We start from the raw sequence: 14,796 nt of genomic DNA on the forward strand, positions 1-14,796 counted from the left end.
CCGGTTCGCTAGCACCGCGGCCGGCCGAAGGCCATACGCCGAAAGGCAATCGTGGGAGGCGAAAGGTGCGCTTGTCAGCGCACCAGGATGTTCTTGAACTGCCAGGGATCGCTGGTGTCGATGTCTTCCGGGAACAGGCCCGGACGATCCGTCAGCGGGGTCCAGTCGGTGTAGAAACCCTTCACCGGGCCGAGATACGGCAGCTGGATTTCCAATAGACGATCGAAATCCATCTCGTCGGCCTCGACGATGCCTTCGTTCGGATTTTCCAGCGCCCACACCATGCCGCCGAGCACGGCGGAGGTGACCTGCAGGCCGGTCGCGTTCTGATAGGGCGCGAGCTCGCGGGTCTCCTCGATGGAGAGCTGCGAGCCGTACCAGTAGGCGTTGTTGTCATGGCCGAACAGCAGCACGCCGAGCTCGTCGATGCCGTCGACGATCTCGTTTTCATCGAGGATGTGGTGCTTCTCCTGCATCTTCGCGGCGCGGCCGAACATCTCATGCAGCGACAGCACGGCATCATCGCATGGATGATAGGCATAGTGGCAGGTCGGCCGGTAGACCGCCTTGCCCGATGCGTCCCGCACCGTGAAGTAGTCGGATATCGAGATCGACTCGTTGTGGGTGACGAGGAAACCGTACTGCGCGCCGCGGGTCGGGCACCAGGTGCGCACCCGCGTGTTGGCGCCGGGCTGCATCAGGTAGATCGCGGCGCCGCAGCCGGCTTCGTGGGTATGGGCATTCTCGGGCATCCATTTTTCATGGGTACCCCAGCCGAGCTCGGACGGCTGCACGCCTTCCGACAGGAAGCCTTCCACCGACCAGGTGTTGACGAAGACATCGGGCTCTTTCGGCGACTTGGCGCGCTGGGTGTCGCGCTCGGCGATGTGGATGCCCTTGATGCCGGCCTGCCGCATCAGGTCCGCCCACTCGGCCTTGGTCTTCGGCCTCGGCGCGTTGAGCTTCAGATCGGCGGCGACATTGAGCAGCGCCTGCTTGACGAAGAACGAGACCATGCCGGGATTGGCGCCGCAGCAGGAGACGGCCGTGGTCGAGCCCGCCGGGCGCGCCTTCTTGGCGGCCAGCGTCACTTCGCGAAGCGCGTAGTTGGAGCGCGCTTCCGGCCCCTTCGACGCATCGAAATAGAAGCCGAGCCAAGGCTCGTTGACGGTGTCGATATAGAGCGCGCCGAGCTCGTTGCAGAGCTCCATGATGTCGGTCGAGCCGGTATCGACCGAGAGATTGACGCAAAAGCCCTGGCCGCCGCCTTCGGTGAGCAGCGGGGTCAGCAGCTCGCGATAATTGTCCTTGGTGACGGCCTTCTGGATGAACTTGACGTTGTGCTTCTCGCAATGGGCCTTGCGGCCCTCGTCCTTCGGATCGATCACGGTGATGCGCGACTTGTCGTAGTCGAGATGCCGCTCGATCATCGGCAGCGTGCCTTTGCCGATGGAGCCGAAGCCGACCATGACGATCGGGCCGGTGATCTTCGCGTAGATCTGCGAGGAGGAACTCATCATTTTCTCCAGGAGAGCGCCTAGCGGCGGGTAGAGTGGATCAGGGGTTACGTCGCTTTGCGGTGACTTCGATTTCGACCTTCATCTCGGGCCGGTAGAGCCCTGCGACGATCAGCAGCGTTGCGGCCGGGCGGATGTCGCCGAGAACCTCGCCGCAGACCGCGAAATGGGCATCCACATCACGGGCGTCGGTGAGGTAGTAGGTCGCGCGGACGATGTCGGCCATCGTGAAGCCACCCTCCTTGAGGGCGGCCTCGATGGTCTTGAAGCAGTTCCGTGACTGGCTCGTGACATCTGCCGGCATGGTCATCGTGGTGTAGTCGTAGCCGGTGGTTCCGGCGACGAAGGCGAAATCGCCGTCGATCACGGCACGGCTGTAGCCGGCGGTCTTCTCGAAGGGCGAGCCGGTGGAAATCAGGCGGCGGGGCATGCTGGACCTCGACGGAAAAAGGCGTTTCGCGGGGTTTACGGGGATTTTCGCCGCCCGCGCAACCCCTCGAATTCCGACCTTGGATTCTGGCCTGACGGCCGGCGGCTAACGGGACTGTTGCGTGGCGTCCGGCGGTGACGGCGGCGAGCCGGCCCAGCGTCGGATCAGGATGTCCCTGACGATCATGACCGAGATCAGGACCAGCATGACCGTGGTGACGAGGCCGCGCCAACGCGGGCGCGCGCCGTCGATTGCGGGAAGGTTCTCTGCCATGGCGCCCGCCTTACGCCGCGTGCGGCACGGCGAGCGGTGCCTTCCGGGTCCGGGACCTGGTCCGGGTTGCCTTGCTTTCGGGCAGCGCGGCGCCGGTCGGCGCGATCATGCCCCAGGCGCCGTCCAGCGCCCCCTCGACCAACTCGAGGCCGAGGAGCCGCTCGCGCGCGAAGGCGCCCGGCAGCGACAGTTCGCCGGTCTTGGCGGCCGTGAAGCCGAAACGGGCATAATAGGGCGCGTCGCCAAGCAGAATCACCGCGCCATGGCCGCGGGTCTTGGCGACAGCCAGCGCGCGCCGCACGAGCGCGGCGCCGACGCTGAGGCCGCGGCAGTCGTCGTCGACTGCCAGCGGCCCCAGCATCAGCGCGCTGCGGCCCCCCGCCCTGACGTGCCACAGCCGCACGGTTCCAACCAACCGGCCGTCCTGGCGCACGGCCGCAAGGCTCAGGCCTTGGGCGGGCGCGCGTCCGTCACGCAGGCGCTGGCAGGTGCGCGTATGGCGGTCCTCGCCAAAGCAGGCATCCAGCAACGCTTCGCGCGCGACGACGTCCGAGGCACGCTCCGCACGGATCGCGAACGGGGCGGCTTTTCGGATGAAGGCAACGGGGTCGTTCCGTTTTGCAGTCATGGCACGTCAGTCCCCGCTTGCAACGGCATGGCGTACGCCGCGGCAAGCGTCGTTCAGAAAAATCAAATATGATCGGGAAGGAGCCGGCTGGGCCGGCTCCCGGTTCATCGCCTCGATCGGGAGGCGGCTTAGATGTGGTAGGTCTTCAGCGGCGGAATGCCGTTGAACGCCACCGACGAGTAGGTCGACGTATAGGCGCCGGTGCCTTCGATCAGCAGCTTGTCGCCGATCTCGAGCGTCACCGGGAGCGGATACGGCAGCTTCTCGTACAGCACGTCGGCGCTATCGCAGGTCGGGCCCGCGAGCACGCACGGCGTCATGTCCGCCCCGTCATGCGGGGTGCGGATGGCGTAGCGGATCGACTCGTCCATCGTCTCGGCGAGACCGCCGAACTTGCCGATGTCGAGATAGACCCAGCGCACCTCGTCCTCGTCGCTCTTCTTCGAGATCAGCACGACCTCGGTCTCGATCACGCCCGCATTGCCGACCATGCCGCGGCCCGGCTCGATGATCGTCTCCGGGATCTGGTTGCCGAAATGCTTGCGCAGCGCGCGGAAGATCGACCGGCCATATTGCAGGACCGGCGGAACGTCCTTGAGATATTTGGTCGGGAAGCCGCCGCCCATGTTGACCATGGTGAGGTTGATCCCGCGCTCGGCGCAGTCACGGAACACGGTCGACGCCATCGCCAGCGCGCGGTCCCACGCCTTCACCTTGCGCTGCTGCGAGCCGACATGGAACGAGATGCCGCACGGCTCGAGCCCGAGGCGCTTGGCGAGGTCGAGCACCTCGACCGCCATCTCCGGGTCGCAGCCGAACTTGCGCGACAGCGGCCACTCGGCGCCGGCGCAGTCATAGAGGATGCGGCAGAACACCTTCGCGCCGGGAGCGGCGCGGGCGACCTTCTCGACCTCGGCGGCGCAATCGACCGCGAACAGGCGAATGCCGAGCGCGAAGGCGCGCGCGATGTCGCGCTCCTTCTTGATCGTGTTGCCATAGGAAATGCGGTCCGGCGTCGCACCGGCGGCCAGCGCCATCTCGATCTCCGCGACGGTCGCGGTGTCGAAGCAGGAGCCGAGCGAGGCGAGCAGGGACAGCACTTCGGGCGCCGGATTGGCCTTGACCGCGTAGAACACGCGGCTGTCCGGCAGCGCCTTCGCAAACGTCTGGTAGTTGTCGCGCACGACTTCGAGGTCGACGACGAGGCACGGCTCGGTGTCGAGTCCATCCTGACGGCGGTTGCGCAGGAATTCCTGGATACGTTCAGTCATGGCACTCTCCAACGGTCCCAGCGACGGGATCCGCATCAACGTGACGTCGGATGAGAGCGCTCCGGCCACATCGCGCGATGGAGGCGCAACGAAGCCACGAGACTCAAACCAGACTGTGCTGCCGTGGATTGGTTGGGAGAGTTTCCCGCCCGCTCACCTGGCAATGAAGGACAAGCCTTTTCAGTAGCCCGCGCCGGCGTTGGACCGCCGGTAGAGACCAAAAAAGCCCGATCCGTCGTTGCTTTAAGTCGCGTCCCCCGTGGAGAGCGGGGTGCGCCGGTTCGCCTCCGGCTGCCAGTCACGGTTGCAAAGAGTGGCGAGACCTTCAACAAGGCATCTCTGGAGAGAGATGCTGGCCGCCTCGTGTCCTCTCGGACGTAAGCGACCCTCGGTTCTTCCACCCCTTGGCGGCTGTCCGGCCTCTTGTCCGGATACCTACCGACTGACACACGACCACAGGCACGTGCGAAATTGGGCAAGGCAGGAAATAAGTCTTTTGACTTCGCGGCGCAAGAATTTTTTTGCGATAGCGACAAATTTCCCTAACGCGTGCTTGCGATCTCGCGCGCAGCACGCGTTGGACGCGCTGAAGATGAATGGCTGTTAAGAATGTCTAACGAAGCGTGTGCGTTTTAGCCCTGTGCCGCAGCGCTTTCTTGAATCGCGTCAAGTTCACGCGCGACGCGTGAACGGCTCGACGCGCTGCGCGGCGCGGATGAAGGCGATCATGATCAGGACGCCGAGGCCGAACAGCACGGCCTGCAGGATGTGCGCGCCGGTGTCGTTGAGCCCGAACAGGATCGCCAGCGCCCAGCCGCCGGCGAACGCCGCGCCGAACACTTCGGCGCCGATCAGGATCGCCGCCGAGATGACGGTGATGACGCTCGGCCAGGCAATGCTGCGGTTGCCGGAGGTGGAGGGCTGCATGGTCATGGAATAGGTCCTGTTCAGGGGGCGCAATCTCTCCGAAAAGGGCCCATCTATCAAGCGCAAAAGGCCCAAAAATGCCGTATCGCGTGATATAGATTGGGCCGTATTTTCAAGGCGAAAAACGGGACATTCGATGTCAGAAACCAGCGCAGAGGCTATTGCCAACCCCCTCCTGAAGGCGTGGCAGACGCCGCTCGAGACACCGCCCTTCGCCGAGATCAAGCCGGAGCATTTCCTGCCCGCCTTCGAGCAGGCCTTCGCCGACCATTCGGCGGAAGTGGCTGCGATCACCCATGATCCGGCGCTGCCCGACTTCGACAACACCATCACGGCGCTGGAGCGCTCCGGCAAGCTGCTGTCGAAGATCTCGGCCGTGTTCTACGACCTGGTCTCGGCCCACTCCAATCCGGCGATCCTGGAGATCGACAAGGAGGTGTCGCCGAGGATGGCGCGGCACTGGAATCCGATCATGATGAACGCTGTGCTGTTTGGCCGCATCGCCATGCTGCACGAGAAGCGCGCCTCGCTCGGCCTGACCGGCGAGCAGATGCGGCTCTTGGAGCGCACCTATACCCGCTTCCACCGCTCCGGCGCCGGGCTCGACGAGGCCGCCAAGGCGCGCATGGCCGAGATCAACGAGCGGCTCGCCCATCTCGGCACCTCGTTCAGCCACCACCTCCTCGGTGACGAGCAGGAGTGGTTCATGGAGCTCGGCGAGGGCGACCGCGCCGGCCTCTCCGACACATTTGTGGCGGCCGCCAAGGCTGCGGCGGAAGAGCGCGGCATGGCCGGCAAGGCGATCGTGACGCTGTCGCGCTCCTCGGTCGAGCCGTTCCTGCAGAGCTCGCAGCGGCGCGACCTCCGCGAGAAGGTCTACAAGGCCTTCACCGCCCGCGGCGACAATGGCAACGCCAACGACAACAACGCGACCATCGTGGAGATCCTCAGGCTCCGCGAGGAGACCGCGAAGATCCTGGGTTTCCCGACCTACGCCGCCTACCGCCTCGAGGATTCCATGGCCAAGACGCCGGAGGCGGTGCGCGGCCTGCTGGAGCGGGTCTGGAAGCCGGCACGGGCGCGCGCTCTCGCCGACCGCGACGCGCTGCAGGCGCTGATCACTGAAGAAGGCGGCAATTTCACTCTGGCGGCCTGGGACTGGCGCTACTACGCCGAGAAGCTCCGGCAGGCCAAAGCCAATTTCGACGATTCCGCGATCAAGCCGTATCTGGTGCTCGACCATATGATCGAGGCCGCCTTCGACTGCGCCACCCGCCTGTTCGGCGTCACCTTCGCGGAGCGCAAGGACATCCCGGCCTGGCACCCGGACGTCCGGGTCTGGGAGGTCAAGGGCCGCGACGGCCAGCACAAGGCGCTGTTCTACGGCGACTACTTTGCGCGGCCTTCGAAGCGCTCCGGCGCCTGGATGACCTCGCTGCGCGACCAGCAGAAGCTCGACGGCGATGTCGCGCCGCTGGTCATCAATGTCTGTAACTTCGCCAAGGGCGCCGACGGCGCGCCGTCGCTGCTGTCGCCCGACGACGCGCGGACCCTGTTCCACGAGTTCGGCCACGGCCTGCACGGCATGCTGTCGAATGTGACGTATCCGTCACTGTCGGGCACATCCGTGTTCACCGACTTCGTCGAGCTGCCCTCGCAGCTCTACGAGCACTGGCAGGAGCGGCCCGAGGTGCTGCAGCGCTTCGCCCGCCACTACCAGACCGGGGAGGCGCTGCCGGACGATTTGCTCAAGCGCTTCCTCGCCGCGCGCAAGTTCAACCAGGGCTTTGCCACCGTCGAGTTCGTCTCCTCGGCGCTGGTCGACCTCGAATTCCATACCCAGCCGGCGGCGGCGAGCTGGGACGTCCGCGCCTTCGAACAGAAGGAGCTGGAGAAGATCGGCATGCCCGCCGAGATCTCGCTGCGGCACCGGCCGACCCAGTTCGGCCATATCTTCTCCGGCGATCACTATGCCTCCGGCTATTACAGCTACATGTGGTCGGAGGTGATGGACGCCGACGCGTTCGGCGCCTTCGAGGAGGCCGGCGACATCTTCGATCCCGCCACCGCCAAGCGGCTGCATGACGACATCTACTCGTCGGGCGGCTCGCGCGATCCGGAGGAGGCCTATGTGGCCTTCCGCGGCCGCGAACCCGAGCCGGACGCCCTGCTGCGCCGGCGCGGCCTGCTCGAGACGCCAGAGGCGGCCTGAAGGTGAGGCTGTCCCTCAGCCGGCCGATCGCCTGGCTCGTGCTCGTGGTGTCCGCCGTGCTCGGCACGGCGGAGGCCTCGGCCCATCCGCATGTCTGGATCGTCGCCAGGAGCGAAGTGATCTACGCGCCTGACGGCACCATCACCGGCGTCCGCCACGCCTGGACCTTCGACGACATGTTCTCGACCTACGCGCTGCAGGGCATCGAGACCAAGGTGAAGGGCGCCTACAGCCGGGAGGAGCTGGCGCCGCTGGCGCAGACCAATGTCGAGTCGCTGAAGGAATACGCCTACTTCACCTTCGCCAAGGGCGACGGCAAGAAGCAGAAGTTCACCGAACCGGTCGACTACTTCCTCGAATACAAGGATTCGGCGCTGACGCTGCACTTCACCCTGCCGGTCAAGACGCCGTTCAAGGCCAGCAAGCTCTCGCTCGAAGTGTTCGACCCGACCTATTTCATCGACTTCCAGTTCGCCGACAAGGAGCCGGTCAAGCTGGTCGGCGCCGCGGCCGACTGCAAGATGCAGTTCGAGCGGCCGAACAGTGACGGCACTGCGGCCGCGCAGAAGCTCGGCGAGCAGAACTTCCTCGACGGCGGCAACGCCAATTTCGGCATGATGTTCGCCAACAAGATCACGGTGGATTGCCCATGACGCCGATCGCCTCCCGCCTGATGCGGGGCTTCGCCGTATCGGCCGCGGTGCTGGCGGCAGTCGTGGTGCTCGACGGCGCGGTCCATGCGCTGCTGGCGCAAAATCCGTTCGGCGCGCCGCGCGCGGCGGAGCCGCAGGGCGGCATCGTCGGCTGGCTGTTGGCAAAGCAGTCGGAATTCTACCGCGAGATGTCGCAGACCATCCGCGCCGCGAAGTCCGACGGCTCGGCGGTCTGGACGCTGCTTGCGATCTCGTTTGCCTACGGGATTTTCCACGCCGCAGGTCCCGGCCACGGCAAGGCGGTGATCTCGTCCTACATGGTCGCCAACCGCGAGACCGCGCGGCGCGGCATCGTGCTGTCGTTCGCCTCGGCGCTGATGCAGTCGCTGGTCGCCGTTCTGATCGTCGGCGTCTGCGCCTGGCTGCTCAATGCGACGGCGAAGACGATGTGCGGGGCGGAGAAGGCGATCGAGATCGCCAGCTACGCGTTGATCGCAGCGTTCGGCGCCCGGCTGGTCTGGGTCAAGGGCGGTGGCTTTCTCCGCGCGCTCCGGCTGCCGCGTCCGGCGCTGGCGATGGCCGGCGCGCAGCCGCACGGTCACGACCATGATCACGCCCACCACGACCATGGCCATGATCACCATCGCCACGCGCACGACGATCACGACCATCATCACGATCACCATCATGACCACGATCACGATCATGACGCTGGGCACGTCCATGACGAGCATTGCGGCCATTCACATGGACCGACGCCGGCTGAGCTTGCCGGTCCCGGCGGTTGGCGGCGCGGCCTCAGTGCCATCCTCACGGTCGGGATCCGGCCGTGCTCGGGTGCCATTCTGGTGCTGGTGTTCGCGCTGGCCCAGGGCCTGTTCTGGGCCGGTGTTGCCGCGACCTTCGTGATGGGGCTCGGCACCGCGATCACGGTGGCGGCGATCGCGCTGGTTGCGGTGTCGGCGCGCGGCATGGCCGAGCGCCAGAGCGGCGCGCGCGACGGCGGCGGCATGGTGATCATGCGCGGCCTGGAATTCGCCGCTGCGGCTCTCGTGCTGCTGTTCGGGCTCGGGCTGCTGTTCGGCTATGTCGCGGCCGAACGCGCGACGTGTCTGTGAGGTCACCTCGCCTGCTTGTGGGGAGAGGGAGCTTGACCAGCGTATTCACCTCACGTGAGAACGGAGGGGTGAGAGGCAACTCACCGCGTCAGATATCCCCTGATTGCCGGCAACAGGAAGATCGCGATATTGATCGCAAAGCCGATGCTCCAGAGGATCGAGCGCAGGGTCGGGCGGTTGCCGATATAGGTGAAGACGTAGGCGATCCGCACGATCAGGAACAGCACCGCGAGCTCGTCGATCAGCCGCAACGGGCCGACGCGGAATTCGGCGAGCAAGACGGCGAAGGCGAAGAACGGGAAGGCTTCGATGCCGTTCTGGTGGGCGCCGAGCGCCCGCGAGCGGATCGGGTCGTCGTAGAAACCGGGATCGCGAGGTTTCGAATTGTCGAAGCCGCGGATGCCGGTCCATTTCACCGATACGATCGTCAGCAGTGAGAGCAGCAGCGTCCCGAAGACGCACCATTCGGCGATCGTCATGGTTCCTCCCGTATTCCGGCCGGGAACGTAGCCAACCCGCACTCGGCTTGACAAGGTTGGAGCAACGCGCGAAGCCCAAAGCCCCCAAGCGAAGGACTTTTGAGCGCAAGGCCATCATGAGCACGGTGATCCCGTTCGAGAGCGCGAAGCCCGCCGCGGCGCCGAAGCCGGAGCGCGTCGGCGTGCTGCTGGTCAATCTCGGCACGCCGGATACGGCCGATGCCGCGGGCGTGCGGGTCTATCTCAGAGAATTCCTGTCCGATCCGCGGGTGATCGAGGACCAGGGCCTGGTCTGGAAGCTGATCCTCAACGGCATCATCCTGCGGGTCCGCCCGGCCCGCAAGGCGCGCGACTATCTGAAGATCTGGAACACCGAGAAGAACGAGTCGCCGCTGAAGACCATCACGCGCTCGCAGGCCGACAAGCTGGCGGAGGCGATCGCCGATCACGACCACGTCGTGGTCGACTGGGCGATGCGCTACGGCAATCCGTCGATCAAGGAGCGCATCGAGGCGCTGGCGACGCAAGGCTGCGGCCGGCTGCTGGTGGTGCCGCTCTATCCGCAATACTCCGCGGCGACGTCGGCAACCGTCTGCGACGAGGCATTTCGCGTGCTGGCCGGCATGCGCGCGCAGCCGATCCTGCGGGTGACGCCGCCCTACTACGACGACCCCGATTACATCGAGGCGCTCGCGGTCTCGATTAACCAACATCTCGCGACGCTGCCGTTCCAGCCGGAGGTCATCCTCGCCTCGTTCCACGGCATGCCGAAAGAGTATGTCGACAAGGGCGATCCCTATCAGGCGCAGTGCATCGCCACCACCAACGCGCTGCGCAAGCGGCTCGGGCTCGATGCCTCACGATTGCTTCTCACCTTCCAGTCGCGCTTCGGCAATGCCGAGTGGCTGCAGCCCTATACCGACAAGACGGTCGAGAAACTCGCCAAGGACGGCGTGAAGCGAATGGCCGTGGTCACGCCGGGCTTTTCTGCAGATTGCCTCGAGACGCTGGAGGAGATCGCGCAGGAGAACGCCGAGATCTTCCGGCACAATGGCGGCGAGCAGTTCGCGGCCATTCCCTGCCTCAACGACAGCGACGGCGGCATGGACGTGATCCGCCAACTCGTGCTGCGCGAGCTTCAGGGCTGGATCTAACGCGCTGAAGCCCTTTGTTAACGATCCGTGACAACGGACACAGCGGTTCGCTGGGTCTTCGTGCATCTGGCAGTCCGACAACCGCTTCCTATGTGCTAGGGAGAACAACAGCCGGCTGAACCGGCGAAGCGGTCCTGCCGACCAATGCACGACCGTGCCTGGAGGACTTCATGACTGGCTTCGATATTTTCGCGATCGCGTTTGTTCTTCTCGTCATCGTCACGCTGTTCGCCGGGATCAAGACCGTTCCGCAGGGCTATGACTGGACCATCGAGCGGTTCGGCAAATACACCCGCACGCTGTCGCCCGGCCTCAATCTGATTGTGCCCTATTTCGATCGCATCGGGCGCAAGATCAACATGATGGAGCAGGTGATCAACATCCCCGAGCAGGAGGTGATCACCAAGGACAACGCCACCGTGACGGTCGATGGCGTCGCGTTCTACCAGGTGTTCGACGCGGCGAAGGCGAGCTACGAGGTCGCCAACCTCAACCAGGCGATCACGGTCCTGACCATGACCAACATCCGCTCGGTGATGGGCTCGATGGATCTCGACCAGGTGCTGTCGCATCGCGACGAGATCAACGAGCGGCTGCTGCGCGTGGTGGATGCTGCGGTGTCGCCGTGGGGCGTCAAGGTCAACCGCATCGAGATCAAGGACATCGTGCCGCCGGCCGACCTCGTCGAGGCGATGGGCCGGCAGATGAAGGCCGAGCGCGTCAAGCGCGCCGACATATTGCAGGCGGAAGGCCAGCGGCAGTCGGAGATCCTGCGCGCCGAGGGCGCCAAGCAGGGCCAGATCCTGCAGGCCGAGGGCCGCCGCGAGGCCGCCTTCCGCGACGCCGAGGCGCGCGAGCGGCTTGCCGAAGCCGAGGCCAAGGCGACCCAGATGGTGTCGGAGTCGATCGCCAAGGGCGACGTCGCGGCGCTGAACTATTTCATCGCCGACAAATACATCAAGGCGTTCGGCCAGCTTGCGGAGTCGCCGAACCAGAAGGTCCTGATGCTGCCGATCGAGACGTCGAGTGTGCTGGGCTCGCTGGCCGGCATCGGCGAGATCGCCCGCGCCACCTTCGGCGAGAGCGCTGCATCCGCCACCGCCGCAGCGCGCGCGGCGGCTCGGTGCCGTCGGCTGGTCCGACGCCACCACCGCCGGTGCCGCCGCAGCGGTAGAGATCCAAAGATGATTGGCTCCGCATACGCTTTACACCTCTCCCCTTGTGGGAGAGGTCGGATCGCGTCAGCGATCCGAGTGAGGGGTCTCTCTCCGCGGAGAAACCGTCACCCCTCATCCCAACCTCCCTCCCACAAGGGGAGCGGGGCTTTTGATTGTTGAGAGGTCACGTCATGGCCGAGATGTTTTCGACACTGGGTACCTGGAACTGGCTGATCTTCGGCTTCATCCTGATGGCGCTGGAACTCGCGGCGCCCGGGGTGTTCCTGTTCTGGCTCGGGCTCGCGGCGCTGCTGGTGGGCCTGTTGTCGTTCGTGTTCACGCCGTCCTGGCAGATGCAGCTCCTGATGTTCGCGGTGTTCGCCGCGCTGGCGGTGCCGGCATGGCGGCATTTTGCCAGGGGCGCGACCGAGGCCAGCAAGAGCAACCCGTTCCTCAACCGCCGCAATGAAGCCCTGGTCGGCCGCGAATTCACGCTGGAGAAGCCGATCATCGACGGATCGGGCACGGTGCGGATCGACGACACGGTCTGGCGCGTCGCCGGCCCCGATGCGCCGGCCGGCAGCCGCGTGAAGGTGGTGCGCGCCGACGGCGCCAGCCTGACGGTGGCCGCAGTCTAGCTGCCAGCCTGCCTGCTCCAGCGCTCGGCGAAACGGTTGAGCGGTGTGAAGGTCGCAAACAACTCGCGGCCGAGCGCAGTGAGGCCGTAACCATCATCCGTCAGCTCGACGAAGCCGGCCTCGCGCAGCTCGGTCAACCGCGTCTGCAGGATCGTCGGCGAGACTTCGTCGCAGGCGGCGCGCAGCGCACGCGAGGTCAGTGCGCCCTCGCGCAGCTCCCAGACGATGCGCAAGGTCCAGCGCCGCCCCAACAGATCGAGCAGCGCCATGATCGGGCGGCCGCTCCGCGAGCCGCGGACGCCGGGTCTTGCAGTCGCAGCCTGCTTCGGCATGTCGCGAATCCCTCTCGAATCTCTCTTGCGCATCGCTACAAATATTGTAGCGTGTCGCTACATTAAATGTAGCAACTGGACCAACCCATGTCACGCATCGCGCCGCTCGATCCGCCCTATGCGGCGGACGTTCAACAGCATTTCGACCGCATCATGCGCGGCAAGCCGCCGTTGGTGCTGTTCCGCATGATGGCCGGCCACCCGCGCGCCTGGGAGAAGTTTCGCGGCGGCAGCCTGCTCGACCGCGGGCCGCTCTCCTTGCGGGACCGCGAGATCGTCATCGACCGCACCTGCGCGCTCAACGCTTGCGAATATGAATGGGGCGTCCATGTCACGGCGTTCGGCGCCGCCGCCGGGCTGTCGGAAGAGCAAGTCCACGCCACCGTGCATGGGGCGACCGATGCCGGCTGCTGGTCGCCGGTCGAGCAGGCGATGATCGCGGCGGTCGACGCGCTGCACGCGCGGGCGACGCTCAATGACGCGGAATTCGCGGCACTTTCGGCGCATTATGATGAGGACCAGGTGCTGGAGATCATCCTGCTGTGCGGCTTCTACCGCACCGTCTCCTACCTCGCCAACGCGCTGGCCCTGCCGCTGGAAGCGACGGCAGCGCGGTTTCCGAAGTGAGCGTCATTCCGGGGCGACGCGAAGCGGCGAGCCCGGAATCCATGACCACCATCGTGAGTATGGATTCCGGGCTCGCGCCAAGAGACGCGCCCCGGAACGACGAATTGAAAGAGTTCTGATTACGCCACGCCGGCGCGCAGCAGATCGTGCAGATGGATGATGCCGACCGGTTTCTTGGCATCGGTCACGATCAGCGTCGTGATCTTCGAGGCATTGAGCAGCTCCAGCGCTTCGCCGGCGAGCGTATCGCGGCCGATCGTCTTCGGGGTCCTGGTCATGACCTCGTCGACCGACAGCGTCAGCAGGTCGGGGCGCGTCAGCTGCCGGCGCAGATCGCCGTCGGTGACGATGCCGGCGAGATGGCCGTGGCTGTCGACGATGCCGACGCAGCCGAAGCCCTTCGACGTCATCTCGACCAGCGCGTCCGACATCTTGGTGCCGAGCGGCTTCAGCGGCAGCGCGTCGCCGCTGTGCATGAGGTCGCGGGCATATTTCAACAGTGCGCCGAGCTTGCCGCCCGGATGCAGCACGCTGAAATCGGTCGAAGTGAAGCCGCGGCCTTCGAGCAGCGCGATCGCCAAGGCGTCGCCGAGCGCCAGCATCATCAGCGAGGACGTGGTCGGCGCCAGATTGTGCGGGCAGGCCTCGCGGGCCTTCGGCAGCGTCAGCTGCACGTCGGCGGCCTTGCTCAGCGTCGAATCCTTGTCGGCGGTCATCGCAATCAGCGGGATGCCGAAGCGCGCCGCATAGGCAATCAGGTTGCGCATCTCCGGCTGCTCGCCGGACCATGACAGCGCGAGGATCACGTCCTCGACAGTGATCATGCCGAGGTCGCCATGGCTGGCTTCGGCCGCATGCACGAAGAACGCCGGCGTGCCGGTCGAAGCGAAGGTCGCCGCGATCTTGCGGCCGATATGGCCCGACTTGCCGAGCCCGGTCACGATCAGCCGTCCCTTGGCCTTGCAGATCAGCTCGGCTGCTGCCGTGAACGGCGCGCCGAGGTCGGACTTGAGTGCCGCGGAGATTGCCGCGACGCCGCTCGCCTCGGCATCGAGGGTGCGGAGCGCCGACTGAACGGCGCCGTCATCGGGGCCGGATGATTTGGTCATCAGCGGTTTCGGTTTGGCCATTACGGATTCCAGGGGAGGGGTTTTGCACCCGGGCGTCTCCCTTAGCACGTTCGATTCCGCGATGCGACGCGCGGCGGCGGATCCTCAACGGCTCATTAACCATAATTGTTTTAACTCCATTAACGACGTTTTTCGCCGCCCGGCGAGATGCGTACGTCAAGTACATGAATTCGTTGGAGTATTTCCATCGTGTGGCGGCGGCCAGTAAGCGGCCCAAATCGGCGCGGACGCCCCGTTCGCGTGGTTTTGC

Annotated in this window: 15 protein-coding genes and 1 pseudogene; 7 read left to right on the forward strand and 9 right to left on the reverse strand. The window is 65.5% G+C overall.

What is annotated here, in order from left to right:
• Positions 1-74: 74 nt before the first annotated feature.
• The 6 genes from ALC15_RS31175 to ALC15_RS31195 all read right to left on the reverse strand — a co-directional run bounded on the left by ALC15_RS31175 (position 75) and on the right by ALC15_RS31195 (position 5,052).
• Positions 75-1,517 (reverse strand): homospermidine synthase, encoded by a 1,443-nt coding sequence (locus ALC15_RS31175; RefSeq protein ID WP_094194225.1) that lies wholly within the window; start codon positions 1,515-1,517, stop codon positions 75-77.
• Positions 1,518-1,557: 40 nt separating this feature from the next.
• The gene (locus ALC15_RS31180) at positions 1,558-1,947 is read right to left on the reverse strand and encodes a RidA family protein (RefSeq protein ID WP_050630605.1); all 390 of its coding nucleotides are present in this window, start codon (positions 1,945-1,947) and stop codon (positions 1,558-1,560) included.
• Between the two features lie 105 nt (positions 1,948-2,052).
• Complete coding sequence (locus tag ALC15_RS44950) at positions 2,053-2,220, reverse strand: hypothetical protein (protein WP_167350183.1); 168 nt, start codon at positions 2,218-2,220, stop codon at positions 2,053-2,055.
• Positions 2,221-2,230: 10 nt separating this feature from the next.
• Positions 2,231-2,848, reverse strand: a complete 618-nt coding sequence (locus ALC15_RS31185) for a GNAT family N-acetyltransferase (RefSeq protein WP_050630606.1) — start codon at positions 2,846-2,848, stop codon at positions 2,231-2,233.
• A gap of 128 nt (positions 2,849-2,976) precedes the next feature.
• Positions 2,977-4,119, reverse strand: coding sequence for a type III PLP-dependent enzyme (locus ALC15_RS31190; RefSeq protein WP_050630607.1), 1,143 nt, complete (start codon positions 4,117-4,119; stop codon positions 2,977-2,979).
• A 672-nt stretch (positions 4,120-4,791) separates the two neighbouring features.
• Positions 4,792-5,052: a hypothetical protein gene (locus ALC15_RS31195; RefSeq protein ID WP_430649209.1), complete on the reverse strand. Its 261-nt coding sequence runs from the start codon at positions 5,050-5,052 to the stop codon at positions 4,792-4,794.
• Positions 5,053-5,182: 130 nt separating this feature from the next.
• On the opposite strand from ALC15_RS31195, the gene ALC15_RS31200 reads away from it, so the two are divergent.
• The 3 genes from ALC15_RS31200 to ALC15_RS31210 are packed head-to-tail and all read left to right on the forward strand — an operon-like array spanning position 5,183 to position 9,029.
• The gene (locus ALC15_RS31200) at positions 5,183-7,258 is read left to right on the forward strand and encodes a M3 family metallopeptidase (RefSeq protein ID WP_050630608.1); all 2,076 of its coding nucleotides are present in this window, start codon (positions 5,183-5,185) and stop codon (positions 7,256-7,258) included.
• Between the two features lie 26 nt (positions 7,259-7,284).
• Positions 7,285-7,911, forward strand: a complete 627-nt coding sequence (locus ALC15_RS31205; RefSeq protein ID WP_050630664.1) for a DUF1007 family protein — start codon at positions 7,285-7,287, stop codon at positions 7,909-7,911.
• Positions 7,908-9,029 carry a nickel/cobalt transporter gene (locus ALC15_RS31210; protein WP_200914710.1) on the forward strand — a complete coding sequence of 374 codons (1,122 nt, stop codon included), beginning with the start codon at positions 7,908-7,910 and terminating at the stop codon, positions 9,027-9,029. The genes ALC15_RS31205 and ALC15_RS31210 overlap by 4 nt, the downstream gene beginning before the upstream one ends.
• Positions 9,030-9,109: 80 nt before the next feature.
• Here ALC15_RS31210 and ALC15_RS31215 read toward each other — a convergent pair whose 3' ends face one another.
• On the reverse strand, positions 9,110-9,508 hold the full coding sequence (locus tag ALC15_RS31215) for an MAPEG family protein (protein WP_050630610.1): 399 nt from the start codon (positions 9,506-9,508) through the stop codon (positions 9,110-9,112).
• A 116-nt stretch (positions 9,509-9,624) separates the two neighbouring features.
• On the opposite strand from ALC15_RS31215, the gene hemH reads away from it, so the two are divergent.
• The 3 genes and pseudogenes from hemH to ALC15_RS31230 all read left to right on the forward strand — a co-directional run bounded on the left by hemH (position 9,625) and on the right by ALC15_RS31230 (position 12,457).
• A complete protein-coding gene (hemH, locus tag ALC15_RS31220; RefSeq protein WP_050630611.1) occupies positions 9,625-10,662 on the forward strand; it encodes a ferrochelatase in 1,038 nt (345 codons plus the stop codon).
• A gap of 170 nt (positions 10,663-10,832) precedes the next feature.
• Positions 10,833-11,836: pseudogene (locus ALC15_RS31225) on the forward strand (SPFH domain-containing protein).
• A 174-nt stretch (positions 11,837-12,010) separates the two neighbouring features.
• A complete protein-coding gene (locus ALC15_RS31230; RefSeq protein WP_050630612.1) occupies positions 12,011-12,457 on the forward strand; it encodes an NfeD family protein in 447 nt (148 codons plus the stop codon).
• Here ALC15_RS31230 and ALC15_RS31235 read toward each other — a convergent pair.
• Positions 12,454-12,789, reverse strand: coding sequence for a winged helix-turn-helix transcriptional regulator (locus ALC15_RS31235; protein WP_050630613.1), 336 nt, complete (start codon positions 12,787-12,789; stop codon positions 12,454-12,456). The genes ALC15_RS31230 and ALC15_RS31235 overlap by 4 nt on opposite strands.
• 87 nt (positions 12,790-12,876) lie before the next feature.
• Here ALC15_RS31235 and ALC15_RS31240 point away from each other — a divergent pair, with 87 nt between their 5' ends.
• Positions 12,877-13,416 (forward strand): carboxymuconolactone decarboxylase family protein, encoded by a 540-nt coding sequence (locus ALC15_RS31240; protein ID WP_050630614.1) that lies wholly within the window; start codon positions 12,877-12,879, stop codon positions 13,414-13,416.
• 119 nt (positions 13,417-13,535) lie between these two features.
• Here the strand turns inward: ALC15_RS31240 and ALC15_RS31245 are convergent, their stop codons facing one another.
• The gene (locus ALC15_RS31245) at positions 13,536-14,546 is read right to left on the reverse strand and encodes a KpsF/GutQ family sugar-phosphate isomerase (RefSeq protein ID WP_050630615.1); all 1,011 of its coding nucleotides are present in this window, start codon (positions 14,544-14,546) and stop codon (positions 13,536-13,538) included.
• Positions 14,547-14,796 lie beyond the last annotated feature (250 nt).

Origin of the sequence: Bradyrhizobium viridifuturi (genome assembly GCF_001238275.1) — a bacterium.
Lineage (GTDB): Bacteria > Pseudomonadota > Alphaproteobacteria > Rhizobiales > Xanthobacteraceae > Bradyrhizobium > Bradyrhizobium viridifuturi.